General features: G+C 69.2%; 17 protein-coding genes. 14 read left to right on the forward strand and 3 right to left on the reverse strand.

Translation table 11 applies throughout. From position 1 onward, the window contains the following. Nucleotides 1-97: 97 nt before the first annotated feature. From OQ789_RS00550 to OQ789_RS00560, 3 genes are all read left to right on the forward strand, one after another. Entirely contained in the window at nt 98-397 is a 300-nt protein-coding gene (locus OQ789_RS00550) for a PE family protein (RefSeq protein ID WP_324682695.1), read from the forward strand. An 11-nt stretch (nt 398-408) separates the two neighbouring features. Next, nucleotides 409-1,602 carry a PPE family protein gene (locus tag OQ789_RS00555; protein ID WP_324682697.1) on the forward strand — a complete coding sequence of 398 codons (1,194 nt, stop codon included), beginning with the start codon at nt 409-411 and terminating at the stop codon, nt 1,600-1,602. A 199-nt stretch (nt 1,603-1,801) separates the two neighbouring features. Next, on the forward strand, nt 1,802-1,936 hold the full coding sequence (locus OQ789_RS00560) for a hypothetical protein (protein WP_324682698.1): 135 nt from the start codon (nt 1,802-1,804) through the stop codon (nt 1,934-1,936). Nucleotides 1,937-2,129: 193 nt separating this feature from the next. Here the strand turns inward: OQ789_RS00560 and OQ789_RS00565 are convergent, their stop codons facing one another. Genes OQ789_RS00565 through OQ789_RS00575 form a run of 3 tightly spaced genes read right to left on the reverse strand, consistent with a single transcriptional unit; the run spans nt 2,130 to nt 5,292 of the window. Beyond that, complete coding sequence (locus OQ789_RS00565) at nt 2,130-3,143, reverse strand: zinc-binding dehydrogenase (protein WP_324682699.1); 1,014 nt, start codon at nt 3,141-3,143, stop codon at nt 2,130-2,132. After that, entirely contained in the window at nt 3,143-4,330 is a 1,188-nt protein-coding gene (locus OQ789_RS00570; protein ID WP_324682701.1) for an LLM class flavin-dependent oxidoreductase, read from the reverse strand. The genes OQ789_RS00565 and OQ789_RS00570 overlap by 1 nt, the downstream gene beginning before the upstream one ends. Beyond that, nucleotides 4,327-5,292 (reverse strand): alpha/beta hydrolase, encoded by a 966-nt coding sequence (locus OQ789_RS00575; RefSeq protein WP_324682703.1) that lies wholly within the window; start codon nt 5,290-5,292, stop codon nt 4,327-4,329. Before OQ789_RS00575 ends, OQ789_RS00570 begins: the two co-directional genes overlap by 4 nt. A gap of 74 nt (nt 5,293-5,366) precedes the next feature. On the opposite strand from OQ789_RS00575, the gene OQ789_RS00580 reads away from it, so the two are divergent. The 11 genes from OQ789_RS00580 to panD all read left to right on the forward strand — a co-directional run bounded on the left by OQ789_RS00580 (nt 5,367) and on the right by panD (nt 15,207). After that, a complete protein-coding gene (locus OQ789_RS00580; protein WP_324682704.1) occupies nt 5,367-5,804 on the forward strand; it encodes a VOC family protein in 438 nt (145 codons plus the stop codon). A gap of 125 nt (nt 5,805-5,929) precedes the next feature. Beyond that, nucleotides 5,930-8,377 (forward strand): ATP-dependent zinc metalloprotease FtsH, encoded by a 2,448-nt coding sequence (gene ftsH / locus OQ789_RS00585; RefSeq protein WP_324682706.1) that lies wholly within the window; start codon nt 5,930-5,932, stop codon nt 8,375-8,377. A gap of 16 nt (nt 8,378-8,393) precedes the next feature. Continuing rightward, nucleotides 8,394-9,008, forward strand: coding sequence for a GTP cyclohydrolase I FolE (folE, locus tag OQ789_RS00590; protein ID WP_324682707.1), 615 nt, complete (start codon nt 8,394-8,396; stop codon nt 9,006-9,008). After that, a complete protein-coding gene (gene folP, locus OQ789_RS00595) occupies nt 9,005-9,856 on the forward strand; it encodes a dihydropteroate synthase (RefSeq protein ID WP_324682708.1) in 852 nt (283 codons plus the stop codon). Before folE ends, folP begins: the two co-directional genes overlap by 4 nt. Continuing rightward, complete coding sequence (gene folB, locus OQ789_RS00600; RefSeq protein ID WP_324682709.1) at nt 9,849-10,250, forward strand: dihydroneopterin aldolase; 402 nt, start codon at nt 9,849-9,851, stop codon at nt 10,248-10,250. The genes folP and folB overlap by 8 nt, the downstream gene beginning before the upstream one ends. Next, entirely contained in the window at nt 10,247-10,795 is a 549-nt protein-coding gene (gene folK, locus OQ789_RS00605; RefSeq protein WP_324682710.1) for a 2-amino-4-hydroxy-6-hydroxymethyldihydropteridine diphosphokinase, read from the forward strand. The genes folB and folK overlap by 4 nt, the downstream gene beginning before the upstream one ends. Next, a complete protein-coding gene (locus tag OQ789_RS00610; RefSeq protein WP_324682712.1) occupies nt 10,795-11,271 on the forward strand; it encodes a DUF3180 domain-containing protein in 477 nt (158 codons plus the stop codon). The genes folK and OQ789_RS00610 overlap by 1 nt, the downstream gene beginning before the upstream one ends. 123 nt (nt 11,272-11,394) lie before the next feature. After that, nucleotides 11,395-12,822 (forward strand): DUF6779 domain-containing protein, encoded by a 1,428-nt coding sequence (locus tag OQ789_RS00615; protein WP_324682714.1) that lies wholly within the window; start codon nt 11,395-11,397, stop codon nt 12,820-12,822. 113 nt (nt 12,823-12,935) lie between these two features. Beyond that, nucleotides 12,936-13,847: a Rossmann-like and DUF2520 domain-containing protein gene (locus tag OQ789_RS00620; RefSeq protein ID WP_324682716.1), complete on the forward strand. Its 912-nt coding sequence runs from the start codon at nt 12,936-12,938 to the stop codon at nt 13,845-13,847. Further along, nucleotides 13,844-14,782, forward strand: a complete 939-nt coding sequence (gene panC, locus OQ789_RS00625) for a pantoate--beta-alanine ligase (protein WP_324682717.1) — start codon at nt 13,844-13,846, stop codon at nt 14,780-14,782. The genes OQ789_RS00620 and panC overlap by 4 nt, the downstream gene beginning before the upstream one ends. After that, nucleotides 14,782-15,207 (forward strand): aspartate 1-decarboxylase, encoded by a 426-nt coding sequence (panD, locus tag OQ789_RS00630; RefSeq protein ID WP_324682718.1) that lies wholly within the window; start codon nt 14,782-14,784, stop codon nt 15,205-15,207. The genes panC and panD overlap by 1 nt, the downstream gene beginning before the upstream one ends. The last annotated feature ends 2 nt before the right edge of the window (nt 15,208-15,209 follow it).

Genomic DNA, 15,209 nt, shown 5'->3' on the forward strand with positions numbered 1-15,209 from the left:
GTTATTTGCGGACATGACTGACCTAACGTGTCCAGGCGTCCGATTCGGCACGGCTATTTGTGCCGAGAGCTATTGATTTGGAAGGGTTTTGAGAAGCATGTCTTTCTTGATGGCACAGCCGGAAATGCTGGACGCCGCGTCGCGCGAGCTGCACCGAATCAATGCTTCGGTGCGGGAGGGAAGCTCGGCGGTGGCAGTCTCCACGACGAGGTTGGCCCCCGCCGCGGCGGACGCGGTGTCGATATTGACCGCGCAGCAATTCTCCCGGCACGGCCTGCTCTTCCAGGAGATCAGCGCGCAGGCCGCGGCACTTCGTGAGCAGGCGGCGACGATGCTTGGCATCAGCGCGGGTTCCTACGCCGCCACGGAGATCGCCAACACCGCCGCGGTCGAATAGGCGGGAACGCCATGCTGGACTTCGCGCAGTTGCCGCCGGAGATCAATTCCGCGCTGATGTATTCCGGGCCCGGCTCGGCGCCCTTGCTCGCCGCGGCGGCCGCCTGGCAAGGCCTGGCCACCGAGCTGCACTCCGCGGCATCCCGCTACGGGTCGGTGGTCGCGGGCCTTGTCGACGGACCATGGCAGGGACCGGCTTCGGCCGCGATGCTGACCGCGGTTGCCCCGCACGTGGCGTGGTTGCACGGCACGTGCGGGCAGCTGGAACAGGCCGCCCGCCAAGCCATGGCGGCGGCGGATGCCTATGAGGTGGCGTTCGCCGCGACGGTGCCGCCGCCGGTGATCGCGGCCAACCGGGCGTTGCTGACCGAGTTGTCGGCGACCAACGTCCTCGGCCAGAACACCCCGGCCATCACGGCCACCGAGGCGCAATACGGCGAGATGTGGGCCCAGGACGCCACCGCGATGTACGGGTATGCCGGCACGTCGGCCGCGGCGGCGACGTTGCCGCCGTTCGAGCCGGCCCAACCCGCTACCGACCCGGCCGGCGCCGCTGCGCAGGCCGCCGCGGTGTCCCGCGCCGCGGGCACCGGGGGAAGTGAGGGCGCCCAGGCGCTCGCGTCGTCGGCCAATCCCACGGTGTCGCTGGGTGGAATCGGACTGAACCCCGAAGGTGATGGTCTGGTGGTGGGGGGCCCATTGGGTGATCTGTTGGAGGGCTTGACCGGGTCGCAAACATTGGATGCCAGCACGCCTTTCGACGCGTTCATCCGATTGATTTCTCCGACGCGGCTCTTCACCACCGCGTTCAAAGACATTCAGGGTGTCGCGCAGGGCTTCATGCCGGCCGCGAAGTCGGCTGCCGAGGGTGTCGCCAAGGCCGCGCAAGCCGCTGTGCCCGCGGCCGTTTCGAGCGCGGGCATTGGCCCGACGGGCGCGATCGGCGGCGTCGTCGGCAAGGCGGCATCGGTCGGTGGACTGTCGGTGCCGGCCGCCTGGGCGAGCGCGGCGCCTCAGGCGCATTCGGCCGCCGCGGCGCTCAACGGCGTGACCGCCGCTGGGGCCGTGGGAGGCGGCACCAACGCGGTGGGCGGGGTGCCGATGACGCCCGGCGGCGCGATCGGGCGCGGCGCCGGCGCCCACTTCGCCCCGCCCCGATACGGTTTCAAGCCCACCGTCATCGCTCAGCCCCCGGCGGGAGGCTGATCCGAAGGGCCTTAACGGGCGACTGCAGTCGAGTCGTCAAGATTGCACACCCACTGAGTTACACGAATCGTCCATGGCTACGCTTGCCGGCATGTCTGGCTACTTTTCGCGGTGGAGGCACCCGACGAGGAGGGACCTAGCAGGTGCGATCCTCGTCATTGCGTTGGTCGCGTTAGCCATGATGTGGACAGTCCACGAGATGCAGAAGCGATCGGACGAGGCCAAGAAGGCCAAGTACGAGAGCTGCCTTCACGAAGCCGAGTCGAAGCACGTCCTGCCGCTGCCCAGCATTGAGGAGATCCAGGCGTGCAAGCAGAATGCCGGCGTCAAGTAGCATTTTCGACCCGCTATTTGCGTGCCGTAATGGCGGCCATGACGGCTTGTCTTTCGTCGTAGGTATAGGGGTCTTGGCGTAGTCGGTTGTGGCGTGACCTATGCGGAGGCGCCGGACACCAGGCTGCCCACCAGCTCCGCGGGATCCGTCATCGTTTCGAACAGGGCGAATGTAGCCGGGCCCACCGGCAACCTCAGGGCGTGACGAGGATCTTGCAGTGCCGCTCGGGGTCGGCGAGGTCGTCGAACGCCGTGCCTACCCCTTCAAGGCCGACCTCGCCGGTGATCAGCGGGCTCGCGTCGATGTCGCCCTCGGCCAGGGCGCGCAGGGAATCGCCGAACTCCTCGGGCGTATAGGCGAGCACGAATTGCACATTGATCTCTTTGGCGATCGCGAAGAAGGGATGCACGGTATCGGGCTGCATGCACACGCCCGCGACCACCAGGCGAACGCCGGGCCGCGCCCGAAGGAGTACGTCGTCGATGATGCCGGGCACGCCGACCGCCTCGAATACCACCGACGGCTTGACGGTGTCGAACGGCGAACCCCGCGCGGGATCCAGCGTCTGATGCGCCCCCATCGCGGTGGCCAGCTCGCGGCGCTTGGGCGAAAAATCAGACGCCACAATGGTTTCCACGCCCTTAGCGCGAAGAGAGGCGATGATGGCGATTCCGATCGGGCCGCAGCCGAGCACCAGGGCGGTCTCGCCGGGCGCGATGCCGGACTTGTTGACCGCGTGCAGCCCCACCGCCATCGGCTCGGTGAGCGCGGCGTGCTTGAGGTCCAGCCCGTTGGGGATGGGCATCAGCAGCGGGGCGGACAAAAGCATTCGTTCGGCGTAGCCACCGACGGTGTGGTTGCTGTAGACGATCGGCTCGACACCCTTGGCGGACAACAGCACCGGCAACGACGTGACCAGCGTGCCCGGCGGATGGGTCTCGGTATCGGGTCCGGCTTCGAGTATCTCGGCGCTGAACTCGTGGCCCATGAAGACGTCGCGGCCCAGGTCCACGTGCATGGCGCCCGAGCCGCCGGCCACCCGATCGCTCATTTCCAGCACCTGCGCGCCGTGGGCGGCGAAATGCAGGTCGGAGCCGCAGATTCCGCACGCCCGCACGCCCACCAGCACCTGGCCGGATTCGGGTACCGGGTCGGGAACGTCGTCCCGGTACACCATGCGCCCGTCGCGCAATACCGCCGCGCGCATCAGTGCACCGCGTCTTTATGCTCGTCGACGTGCTCGGTGATCGCTTTGACGACGGCCTCGCCCGCCCGGCCGATCAACTGGTCGCGCATGCCCTTGGCCCAGTCGTGTGACGAGCGGGGCGCTTCGAGCTGACGTTTGAAATGCGGAATCACCTTGCGCGCCATCAGTTCATAGCTGTGGTACGTCGCCTGCGGGGAGGCCCAGTCGTGGCCGAGCATGAGCAGGGTGCCGAAGCCGCCGGAACGGTCGAGCAGGTCCTCGATGTGGGCGATCGCGTCCTCGGGCGTGCCGATGCAGCAGTTTCCCTTGGCCGCATAGTCGGCGACGAACTCGTGTGGCGTCTGGGTGCCTTCCACGCTGTTGGCCAGCGGCACGAATCCCGCGGCGCCAAAGTAATTCGCGAAATCCTGTAGCCCGTAGGTGCAGTCGTCGATGGCCTGCTCGCGGCTGTCGGCGATGTGCATGATGCTCAGTACCCGCCAGCCGGCCCGGTCCGGCTCATCACGGCCGGCCTTCGCGGCCTGTTCGCGGACCACGTCCCAGGTGGTTTCCAGCGCCGCGTAGCCGCCGGGCACCGACATCGACAACGACAGCAGCGAGGTGCCCAGTGCTCCGGCCAACCGCGGACCCGATGGCGAAATCATTGCCGCCGTGGAGATTTCGGGGTAGGGCCAGGTATAGGGCCGGACGTGCAGCTGCGCGTCGCGCAGGGTGAACCAGTCGGAGTGACGGTCTATGCGTTCGGTGGGGGCGGCGCGGAACAGCGCCAGGATGGCCTCGAGGGACTCCTGCATCATCCGGCGCTGCTCTATCGGGTCGATGCCCATCATGTAGGCGTCCGAGGGCAGGGCGCCGGGCCCGGTGCCGAACATCACCCGGCCGCGGGTCAGGTGATCCAACAGCACCCAGCGGTCGGCCACCATCAGGGGGTGATGGTAGGGCAGCGACACGACGCCGGTGCCCAGCCGGATGTGTTTGGTCCGCTCGGCCGCCGCCGCGATGAACACCTCCGGACACGCGATCAGCTCGTAGCCCCCGGAGTGGTGCTCGCCGAACCACGCCTCGTCGAATGCCAGCCGGTCCAGCGCGACGACGCGCTCCATGTCGTATTCCATTGCCACGGTTGGGGATTGGCCAGTGGGGTGAAACGGGGTGATGAAGACACCGAAACGCAGGGGCGCACTCATTGCAGCTCCAATCCGTTGAGGAATTCCAGTAAGGCCGCATTCACCTCGTCGGGGCGCTCCTGCTGCAGCCAATGCCCCGCGCCGTCGATCATCACCTGGCGATACGGGCCCGAGATCGCTTCCGCGGCGCGATCGGTGCGGGTGAACGACAGCACGGGGTCGGCCGTCCCGCCGATGAACAAACACGGCACCGCGATCTTCGCGCCGTCGAGTTCGGCGGTGGTCTCCCAATTGCGGTCGAAGTTGCGGTACCAGTTCAGGCCGCCGGTGAAGCCGGTGCGGGTGAACTCGGCGATGTAATGATCGATCTCGTCCTGGCTTATCCAGTCCGGCAGCCCGTCGGGTTCGGGCAGCCGCTCGATGAAACCTTCCGGGCCGGGGGCCACCATCCGCAGCGCCGCGGCCTTGTCGCCGGAGGTCCGCAGGCTGCCCATCATGCGTCGCATCACCCGGGCGGGATCGTCGTTGAGTTCCGCGTCGGCGACGCCGGGCTGCTGAAAGTACAGGATGTAGAAGAAGTTCTCACCGAACGTCTTGCGCCACGCCGTCGTCGGCGCCAGCCGCGGGCGCGGCGTCACCGGCACGCTCATCGCGGCGACTGCCGCGACTCGGTCCGGGTGCAGCAGCGGGGCGTTCCATACCACTGCGGCGCCCCAGTCGTGCCCCACCCACACGGCGCGTTGCGCGCCGACGTCGTCGAGCAGGCCGACCAGGTCGGCGGTCAGCTGGTGAATGTCGTAGGCGTCGACGGCGTCTGGGCGATCCGAACCGCCGTAGCCGCGCTGGTCGGGCGCCAGCACGTGGTAGCCGGCGTCGACGAGAACCGGTATCTGGTGGCGCCAGGAGTAGGCGAGTTCGGGGAAGCCGTGCGCCAGGATCACCACGGGTGCGCCTCGGTCGCCCGCTTCGGTCACTCTCAGCCGCACACCATTGGTATCTACTAACCGTTCGGTCGGTGGCACCGTTTCACCAAAGCACAACGGTTGCTGGCTGAGAAGGGCTTGCGCCGGGTCGGGGCACCGCAATACTCGAATCCATGCGGCTGGACCATGTGGTGCTCTGGACGAGGGATGCGCGCGTCTCGATGGACTTCTACACACGAGTCGTCGGGCTCGAACCGGTCCGGTTCACCGAATTCGAAGCCGGCGAGGCGCCGTTTCCGAGCGTGCGGGTGTCCGAGGACTGCATCATCGACCTGATGCCGATCGAGATGGCTTCCGGCGGGGCGTCATCCGCGGTGTCCGAAGGAAGTGCCGGCCAGTTGGTCAACCACGTCTGTCTTGCCTTCTCGAAACCCGAATACGACGCGCTCGATGCGCGCCTTCAGGCGGCGGGCGTGGACACCAGCGTGCGGCTGCACCATAGCTTCGGGGCCCGGGGGTGGTCGCCGCACACGTACTACTTCGCCGATCCGGACGGCAATGTGGTCGAGGCCCGGTACTACGAGGACCGGGAACTGCCGCTCGTTAACTGACCAGGACGGCGGTGACCCGCTGCGCCCCGGCTCTGCCGGAGCTGCCGGGTGCAGCTAGCGGTAGCCTGGACTTTTTCAGCTGCGTGTATATCGGGGAAGGACCTGGCCGGCACGGCCGATGATTGATGAACCGGAAAAATCTCATTCGCACCGTCACGGCAATCGCTGTCGTGGTGCTGCTCGGTTGGTCGTTCTTCTACTTCAGCGACGACACCCGCGGCTACAAGCCCGTCGACACGTCGGTGGCGATGTCCCAGATCAACGGCGACAACGTCAAGAGCGCGCAAATCGATGATCGCGAACAGCAACTGCGATTGACCCTGAAAAAGGGCAATGGCGACACCGACAATTCCGACAAGGTCATCACCAAATTTCCCAGCGGCTACGCGGTCGACCTGTTCAACGCGCTGAGCGCGAAAAACGCCAAGGTCAGCACCGTCGTCAACCAGGGCAGCATCCTGGGCGAGCTGCTGGTCTACGTCCTGCCGCTGCTGTTGCTGGTCGGGCTGTTCGTGATGTTCTCCCGCATGCAGGGCGGCGCCCGGATGGGCTTCGGGTTCGGCAAGTCGCGCGCCAAGCAGCTCTCCAAGGACATGCCCAAGACCACGTTCGCCGACGTCGCCGGGGTCGACGAGGCGGTCGAGGAGCTCTACGAGATCAAAGACTTCCTGCAGAACCCCGGCCGCTACCAGGCCCTGGGCGCCAAGATCCCCAGGGGCGTGCTGCTGTACGGGCCGCCCGGAACCGGTAAGACGCTGCTGGCCCGCGCGGTCGCCGGGGAGGCCGGGGTGCCGTTCTTCACGATCTCGGGTTCGGACTTCGTCGAGATGTTCGTCGGCGTCGGTGCTTCCCGGGTGCGCGACCTGTTCGATCAGGCCAAGCAGAACAACCCGTGCATCATCTTCGTCGACGAGATCGACGCGGTGGGGCGCCAGCGCGGCGCCGGCCTCGGTGGCGGTCACGACGAGCGCGAGCAGACGCTGAACCAGTTGCTGGTCGAAATGGACGGGTTCGACCCGCGGGCCGGCGTCATCCTGATCGCCGCCACCAACCGGCCGGACATCCTGGACCCGGCGCTGCTGCGGCCCGGCCGCTTCGACCGGCAGATCCCGGTGTCCAACCCGGACCTGGCCGGGCGTCGCGCGGTGCTGGAGGTGCACTCCAAGGGCAAGCCGATCGGCCCGGACGCCGACCTCGCCGGCCTGGCCAAACGCACCGTCGGCATGACCGGCGCCGACCTGGCCAACGTCATCAACGAGGCGGCACTGCTCACCGCCCGCGAGAACGGCACCGTCATCACCAGCGCCGCCCTCGAGGAAGCGGTCGACCGGGTGATCGGCGGGCCACGCCGCAAGGGCCGGATCATCAGCGAGCAGGAAAAGAAGATCACCGCCTACCACGAGGGCGGGCACACGTTGGCGGCCTGGGCGATGCCCGACATCGAGCCGATCTACAAGGTGACGATCTTGGCGCGCGGGCGCACCGGCGGGCACGCCGTGGCGGTCCCGGAGGAGGACAAGGGCCTGCGGACCCGCTCCGAGATGATCGCGCAACTGGTGTTTGCCATGGGCGGGCGCGCCGCCGAGGAGCTGGTGTTCCGGGAGCCGACGACGGGCGCGGTGTCCGACATCGAGCAGGCGACCAAGGTTGCGCGCGCGATGGTCACCGAGTTCGGGATGAGTTCGAAACTGGGTGCCGTCAAATACGGTTCGGAGCATGGCGACCCCTTCCTGGGCCGCACCATGGGAACTCAGGCCGACTACTCGCACGAGGTTGCCCGCGACATCGACGACGAGATCCGCAAGCTGATCGAGGCCGCCCACACCGAGGCGTGGGAGATCCTCACCGAATACCGCGACATTCTCGACACGTTGGCCGGCCAGCTGCTGGAAAAGGAGACCCTGCACCGGGCCGAGCTGGAGGCCATCTTCTCCGGTGTCGAAAAGCGCCCCCGGCTCACCATGTTCGACGATTTCGGCGGCCGCATCCCGTCGGACAAGCCACCGATCAAGACGCCAGGCGAGCTGGCCATCGAGCGCGGCGAGCCCTGGCCGCCGCCGACCCCCGAGCCGGCCTTCAAGGCGGCCATCGCGCGGGCCACCGAGGCGGCGGCCGCCGCCCGGCTGGATGCCGACAGAAACGCCAACAGCGGCAACGGTTCTCACGGTGCCCAGGGCGCCCAGGGCAGTGGCGGCGCCGAGGGCGAGCCGGGCGGGCCCACCCAGCCCGACTACGGCGCCCCGGCCGGCTGGCGGGCTCCCGGATGGCCACCGCAGCAACAACAGCCGAACTACTGGCATCCGCCCGCGCAGCCCGGACAGCAGCAGCCGTACTGGCAGCAACCGGCACGCGGCTACCCCGGCCCGCAGGGCTATCACGGACAGCAGGGCCATCCGGGTGGTCAGCAAAGTCATCCAGGTCAGCAGGGCGGTGCGGGCCACCCGGGTCAGGCGCACCCCGCCTACCCGCCGTATCCGCCGTATCCGCCGCCCGGCCAACCCGCCCGGGAGGGCGGCGCGCCGGACCGGCAGGATGACGACGTAAGCCGGTCCAAGCCGCCGGCTCACGGCTGAGCAAACGGAGGATTCGATGGCCTTAAGCGGTTTGGGGCCGGATACCGCGATGCCCGCGACACGGGTGTTCGATCAGGAGCGCGCCGAGGCGGCTGTCCGCGAGTTGCTGTGCGCGATCGGCGAGGATCCCGACCGCCACGGCCTGCGGGAGACGCCGGCTCGCGTCGCCCGTGCCTATCGCGAGATGTTCGCCGGGCTCTACACCGATCCCGACAGCGTGCTGAACACGATGTTCGACGAGGACCATGACGAGCTGGTGCTGGTCAAGGAGATCCCGCTGTACTCCACGTGCGAGCACCACCTGGTGGCCTTTCACGGTGTGGCCCACGTCGGCTACATCCCCGGTAACGACGGCAGGGTCACCGGTCTGTCGAAGATCGCGCGGCTGGTCGATCTGTACTCCAAGCGGCCCCAGGTGCAGGAGCGGCTCACCAGCCAGATCGCCGACGCCCTGGTGAAGAAGCTGAATCCGCGCGGCGTGATCGTCGTGGTGGAGGCAGAGCATCTGTGCATGGCGATGCGCGGGGTCCGCAAGCCCGGAGCGGTCACCACCACTTCGGCGGTTCGCGGACTGTTCAAGACCAACGCGGCTTCTCGAGCCGAGGCGCTCGACCTGATCCTGCGTAAGTGAGTCTGGCGCCTGTGCAGGTAATGGGAGTCCTGAACGTCACTGACGATTCGTTCTCCGACGGCGGCCGCTATCTCGACCCCGACAAGGCCGTCGCTCACGGTGTGGCCCTGATCGCCGACGGCGCCGACATCGTCGACGTGGGGGGAGAGTCGACCCGGCCGGGCGCCACGCGCATCGATCCGCACGTCGAGACGTCCCGGGTTGTGCCAGTCATCAAAGATCTTGCGGCACAAGGCATCACGGTCAGCATCGACACGATGCACGCCGACGTCGCGCGGGCGGCGCTGTGCGCCGGGGCGCGGATCGTCAACGACGTGTCGGGCGGCCGCGCCGACCCCGCGATGGCGCCGCTGCTGGCCGACGCGAAAGTGCCCTGGGTGCTGATGCATTGGCGATCGGTGTCGGCCGGGCGGCCGCACGCGGCGCCGCACTACCGCGACGTGGTCGCCGAGGTGCGCGACGAGTTGCTGGCAGGCGTCGACGCCGCTGTATCCGCCGGTGTGGACCCAGGCCAATTGATGATCGATCCCGGTCTGGGTTTCGCCAAGACGGGACAACACAATTGGGCGCTGCTCCATGCCCTGCCGCAGTTGGTCGCCACCGGTATTCCCGTGCTCCTGGGTGCGTCGCGCAAACGGTTCCTCGGTACGTTGTTGGCCGGGACCGGCGGTGCGCCGCGACCGCCCGACGGGCGTGAGACGGCCACCGCGGTGGTTTCCGCGCTGGCCGCGCTGCACGGGGCGTGGGGGGTGCGCGTGCACGATGTGCGCGCCACGGTCGACGCCCTCAAGGTGCTAGCGGCCTGGACCCACGGGTCGGACACGGAACTGGCTGGAGACAATGGCTGATCGAATCGAGTTGCGCGGATTGACGATCCGCGGATACCACGGGGTCTTCGACCACGAGCGCGCCAACGGGCAGGACTTCGTCGTCGACATCACGGTGTGGATCGACCTCGCTGCTGCCGCGGCCAGCGACGACCTGGCCGACACCTATGACTACGCCGCCCTGGCCCAGTTGGCCGCCGACGTGGTCGCCGGGCCCGCGCGCAAGCTGCTCGAAACCGTCGGGGCCCGGATCGCCGACCGGGTGATGGACGACGAACGCGTGCACGCCGTCGAGGTGGTGCTGCACAAGCCGCAGGCTCCGATCCCGCAGCAGTTCGCCGACGTCGCGGTGGTGGTGCGGCGGTCGCGCCGCGGCGGCCGGGGTTCGGTGGTGCCGGCGGGCACAGCGTTATGACGCGCGTCGTGCTGTCCATCGGGTCCAATCTGGGTGATCGCCTGGCGCGGCTGCAGTCGGTCGTCGACGGGCTGGCCGACGCGGTGCTCGCCGTGTCACCGGTGTACGAGACGGACCCCTGGGGACGGGTCGATCAGGCTCCGTTTTTGAACGCGGTGCTGATCGCCGACGACCCGGCCCGCGACGGGCAGGACTGGCTGCGCCGGGCGCAGGAGTTCGAACGCGCGGCGGGGCGGGTGCGCGGCGAGCGCTGGGGCCCGCGCACCCTCGACGTCGACCTGATCGCCTGCTACGGCCCCACCGAGGTGACCTCGCGGGAAAGCAACCTGACGCTGCCGCATCCGCTGGCCCACCTGCGGGCGTTCGTGCTCATCCCGTGGCTGGACGTCGACCCGGAGGCCCGGCTGACGCTGGCCGACGGGCCGCAGCCCGTCGCCGGCCTGCTCGCCCAGCTGGAGGCGCCCGACCGCAACGGCGTGCGGCCGACCGGCCTGACGCTGCGGACCAACCGGAATCCGCCGGGCGATCGGGGGCCGACGAGCTGATGGGGCCCACCCGCAAGCGTGACCTGACCGCTGCGGTGGTCGCCGCCGCCGTGGTGGGCTATCTGCTGGTCAAGGGCCTCTACCGGTGGTTTCCGCCGATCACCGTGTGGACCGGCCTGTCGCTGCTGGCGATGGCCGTCGCCGAGGCGCTGTGGGCGCGCTACGTGCGGGCCAGGATCAGCGAGGGCGAAATCGGGTCCGGTCCGGGCTGGCTGCACCCGCTCGCGGTGGCACGCAGCCTAGTGGTCGCCAAAGCCTCGGCCTGGGCGGGCGCGTTGATGCTGGGCTGGTGGATCGGCATCTTGGTGTACTTCCTGCCGCGGAAATCCTGGCTGCGTGCGGCGGCCGAGGACACCTCGGGGACCGTGGTGGCGGCCGTCAGCGCGCTGGCGCTGCTGGTCGCCGCGCTGTGGCTGCAACATTGCTGCAAGTCGCCGCCGGACCAAACGGATCGCGGCGAGGGTGCGGAAACCTAGTTCTGCACCGGCATTGCCGGCGTCCGGCGCGTCATCGACTCGGGCGCCCCGGCGGACAATGCGCGCGAGAATCGCCGGAGCGGCCCGACACGCGGATTGACCTCGCACAGGTACTCTCAGGCCATGACCGTTCTGTCCCGCGGCGCCCGGGTCCGGCGCGGCGGCCGCAGGCCGGGGTGGGTGCTCTTGACGGCGTTGCTGGTCCTCGCGATTGGGGCCAGTTCCGCCTTGGTTTTCACCAATCGGGTGGAACTTCTCAAGCTCGCTGTAATCCTGGCGCTGTGGGCCGCAGTCGCCGGCGCCTTCGTGTCCGTGCTCTACCGCCGCCAAAGCGACGCCGACAAGTCCCGGGTCCGCGACCTGAAGCTGGTTTACGACCTGCAGCTGGACCGGGAGATCTCGGCCCGGCGTGAATACGAGCTGACCGTCGAGTCTCAGCTGCGTCGCGAGCTGGCCTCCGAGCTGCGCGCTCAGGCCGCCGATGATCTGGCCGAGTTGCGCGCGGAGCTCAGCGCGCTGCGCACCAGCCTGGAGATTCTGTTCGACACCGACCTCGCGCACCGCCCTGCGCTGGGCGGGACGCCCGAAGCCGAGCCGCAACCGGAGCGCGCGTACAGCGAGTGGGACCGCAACGGCGAGAACCCGCGCGAGACTTCGGTCGATTGGGTGCCCAGCGACCGGATGACGTCGGTGCCGCATGACAACCCCGGCCGCAGTGATGACGCCATCATCGACGTGCCCGAGGAACCGCTGCTTCCCCCGCGGCAGCCGACGCCCCAGCCGGAACCGGACTCCTACCAGTACGAGGCCGCCCAGGATCCCGCGTACGCCGATGAGCCCGCGTACACCGCGCAGCCCCCTTACATCGGACCGGGGGAGCCCCGGTTCGAGCCTGGTCACCAACCGCCGCCCGCGGCGTACCCCCCGGAGCCTGCGGCGGCGTACCAACCGGAACCGGAGCCCGAACCGCAGCCCGAGCCGGAACCCCAACGACAGGCGCACTGGCCGGGGCAGGGTTGGCAGCCGGCCGCCGCCGAAGGCCAGTGGTTGCCGCCCGGCGCACCGGGCAGCAACTGGATCGGCGCGGATTCCCCCACGGACGCGACCGGCGGACGGCGGCGTGCCCGGCATTCGGGCGTCGACGAAGCCTGGGATGGTCTGCCCGTCGAGCCGGTGCCGCCACCGCCGTACGGCGATTCGGGTCGCCGGGCACGGTCTCGCCACTCGGCGGAGTACCGCGACTACGGGGTGGGCAATTTCTCGCCCGCCGACGAGGGGCCCGCTGGACCCGCACCGGCCGCCGCGACGCCGCCACCGGCGCCCGCGGCTCCGCCGATGCAGCCCGGTCCGTACGGCGCACCCCCGCCGCCCCGGCTGGCGCCGCCGCAGGTGCCGGACCAAGCGCCCCGGCACGGCGGAGACCTGCAGCAGGAGGAGTCGGCCGGTGCGGGCGAAGGCCCCGCGACGGGCGGCCAGTCGGTGGCCGATCTGCTGGCCCGCCTGCAGGTGCAGCCTTCCCAGGGCGGCCGGCGACGCCGCCGCGAAAGCTGAGCTGGGAGCTTCCTCACATTGGGTAATGCCTGGTAATCGACTACAGTCGTGGTGACCGAACGGTACCCACCTGGTGGGACCGGAACGAAACAAGATCTGTGAGGTCGTCTGCGATGGTGCAGTTCGACGGTCTGCGCCCGGCCCGGCTCAAGGTGGGAATCATCTCGGCCGGCCGGGTCGGCACCGCCCTCGGTGTCGCGCTGGAGCGCGCGGACCACGTCGTGGTGGCGTGCAGCGCCATCTCCCATGCGTCGCGTCAGCGCGCCCAGCGCCGGCTGCCCGATACTCCGGTCGCCGCCCCGCAGGACGTGGCCGCCGGTGCCGAGCTGTTGCTGCTTGCGGTCCCCGACAGCGAACTGGCCGGCCTGGTGTCCGGGTTGGCCGCGACGTCGGCGGTGCGCCCCGGGACCATCGTGGTCCACACGTCCGGCGCCAACGGGATCGGCATTCTCGAGCCGCTGGCCCGTAACGGGTGCATCCCGCTGGCGATCCACCCGGCGATGACCTTCACCGGCTCCGACGAAGACATCAGCCGGCTGGCGGATTCCTGTTTCGGCGTCACCGCCGCCGACGAGATCGGCTATGCGATCGGGCAATCGCTGGTCCTGGAGATGGGCGGTGAACCGTTCTGCGTCGCCGAGGACGCCCGCGTCCTGTACCACGCCGCCCTGGCCCACGCAGGCAACCACATCGTGACCGTGGTCGCCGACGCGCTCGACGCGCTGCGCGCCGCGTTGCGCGGCAGCGAACTGCTCGGCCAGCAGTCGGTCGACGACCAGCCGGGCGGCATCGCCGAACGCATCGTCGGGCCGCTGGCCAGGGCCGCGCTGGAGAACACGCTGCAACGCGGGCAGGCCGCGCTCACCGGTCCGGTCGCTCGTGGCGACGCTGCCGCGGTCGCGGGGCACCTGGCCGCGCTCGGTCAGGTGGGGCCGGAGTTGGCGCAGGCCTACCGGGTGAACGCCCTGCGGACCGCCCAGCGCGCGCACGCCCCGAAGGATGTCGTGGAGGTGCTGGCGCCATGAGACCCGGCAAGCCGCCGGCCTTCACGGCGGGCGAACTCAACGTCTTCTCCGCGCCCCGCGACGTCGCCGACGTCAGCCGCGCGCTGCGCCACACCGGACGCCGGGTGATGCTGGTGCCCACCATGGGCGCACTGCACGACGGACACCTGTCGCTGGTGCGCGCGGCCAAGCGGGTGCCCGGCGCGGTGGTGGTGGTGTCGATCTTCGTCAACCCGCTGCAGTTCGGTGCAGGCGAGGACCTCGACGCCTACCCCCGGACCCTGGACGACGACCTCGCATTGCTGCGCTCCGAGGGCGTCGAAATCGCCTTCACCCCGATGGCCAGCGCGATGTATCCCGACGGCCTGCGCTCCACCGTGCGTCCCGGGCCGCTGGCCGCCGAGCTCGAGGGCGGTGTTCGGCCGACCCATTTCGCCGGCATGCTCACCGTCGTGTGCAAGCTGCTGCAGATCGTGCGCCCGGACCGGATCTTCTTCGGCGAGAAGGACTATCAGCAGCTGGTGATGGTCCGCCAGATGGTCGCCGACCTCAACATCGACGTACAGGTCGTCGGGGTGCCGACCGTCCGGGAGGCCGACGGCCTGGCGATGTCGTCGCGCAATCGCTACCTGGACCCCACGCAACGCGAACTGGCCGTGACGCTTTCGGCGGCGCTGACGGCCGGCGCGCATGCCGCGCACCACGGCGCGGCGGCCGCACTCGCGGCGGCGCGCGCGGTGCTCGACGCCGTGCCCGAACTGTCCGTCGACTACCTCGAATTGCGCGACGCAGGCCTCGGCCCGGCGCCCGCCCACGGTTCGGCCCGGCTGCTGGTCGCAGCCCGGCTGGGCGCCACCAGGCTGCTGGACAACATCGAAATGCAGATCGAAACACCCGCCGGCACCCCTGGGCCGGACGGGCAGCACGAATATGCCCAATCACCTTGGAGGAATTGATGTTACGGACGATGCTCAGGTCGAAGATCCACCGCGCCACGGTCACGCAGGCCGACCTGCACTACGTCGGCTCGGTGACCATCGACGCCGACCTGATGGACGCCGCGGACCTGCTCGAGGGCGAACAGGTCACCATCGTCGACGTCGACAACGGCGCCCGGCTGGTCACCTACGCGATCACCGGTGAACGCGGCAGCGGTGTGATCGGAATCAACGGTGCGGCAGCCCATCTCGTCCATCCGGGCGACCTGGTGATCCTGATTGCCTACGGGACCATGGAGGATGCGGAAGCGCGGGCGTATGAGCCGCGGATCGTCTTCGTCGACGCGGACAACAGGCCGATCGACCTCGGTTGCGATCCGGCGTTCGTGCCGTCGGACATATCGGCCGCCGAGCTGCTTGATCCCCGGATCGTTGTGCGGTAGCC

The sequence above is a fragment of the Mycobacterium sp. 94-17 genome (assembly GCF_035617725.1).
Lineage (GTDB): Bacteria > Actinomycetota > Actinomycetes > Mycobacteriales > Mycobacteriaceae > Mycobacterium.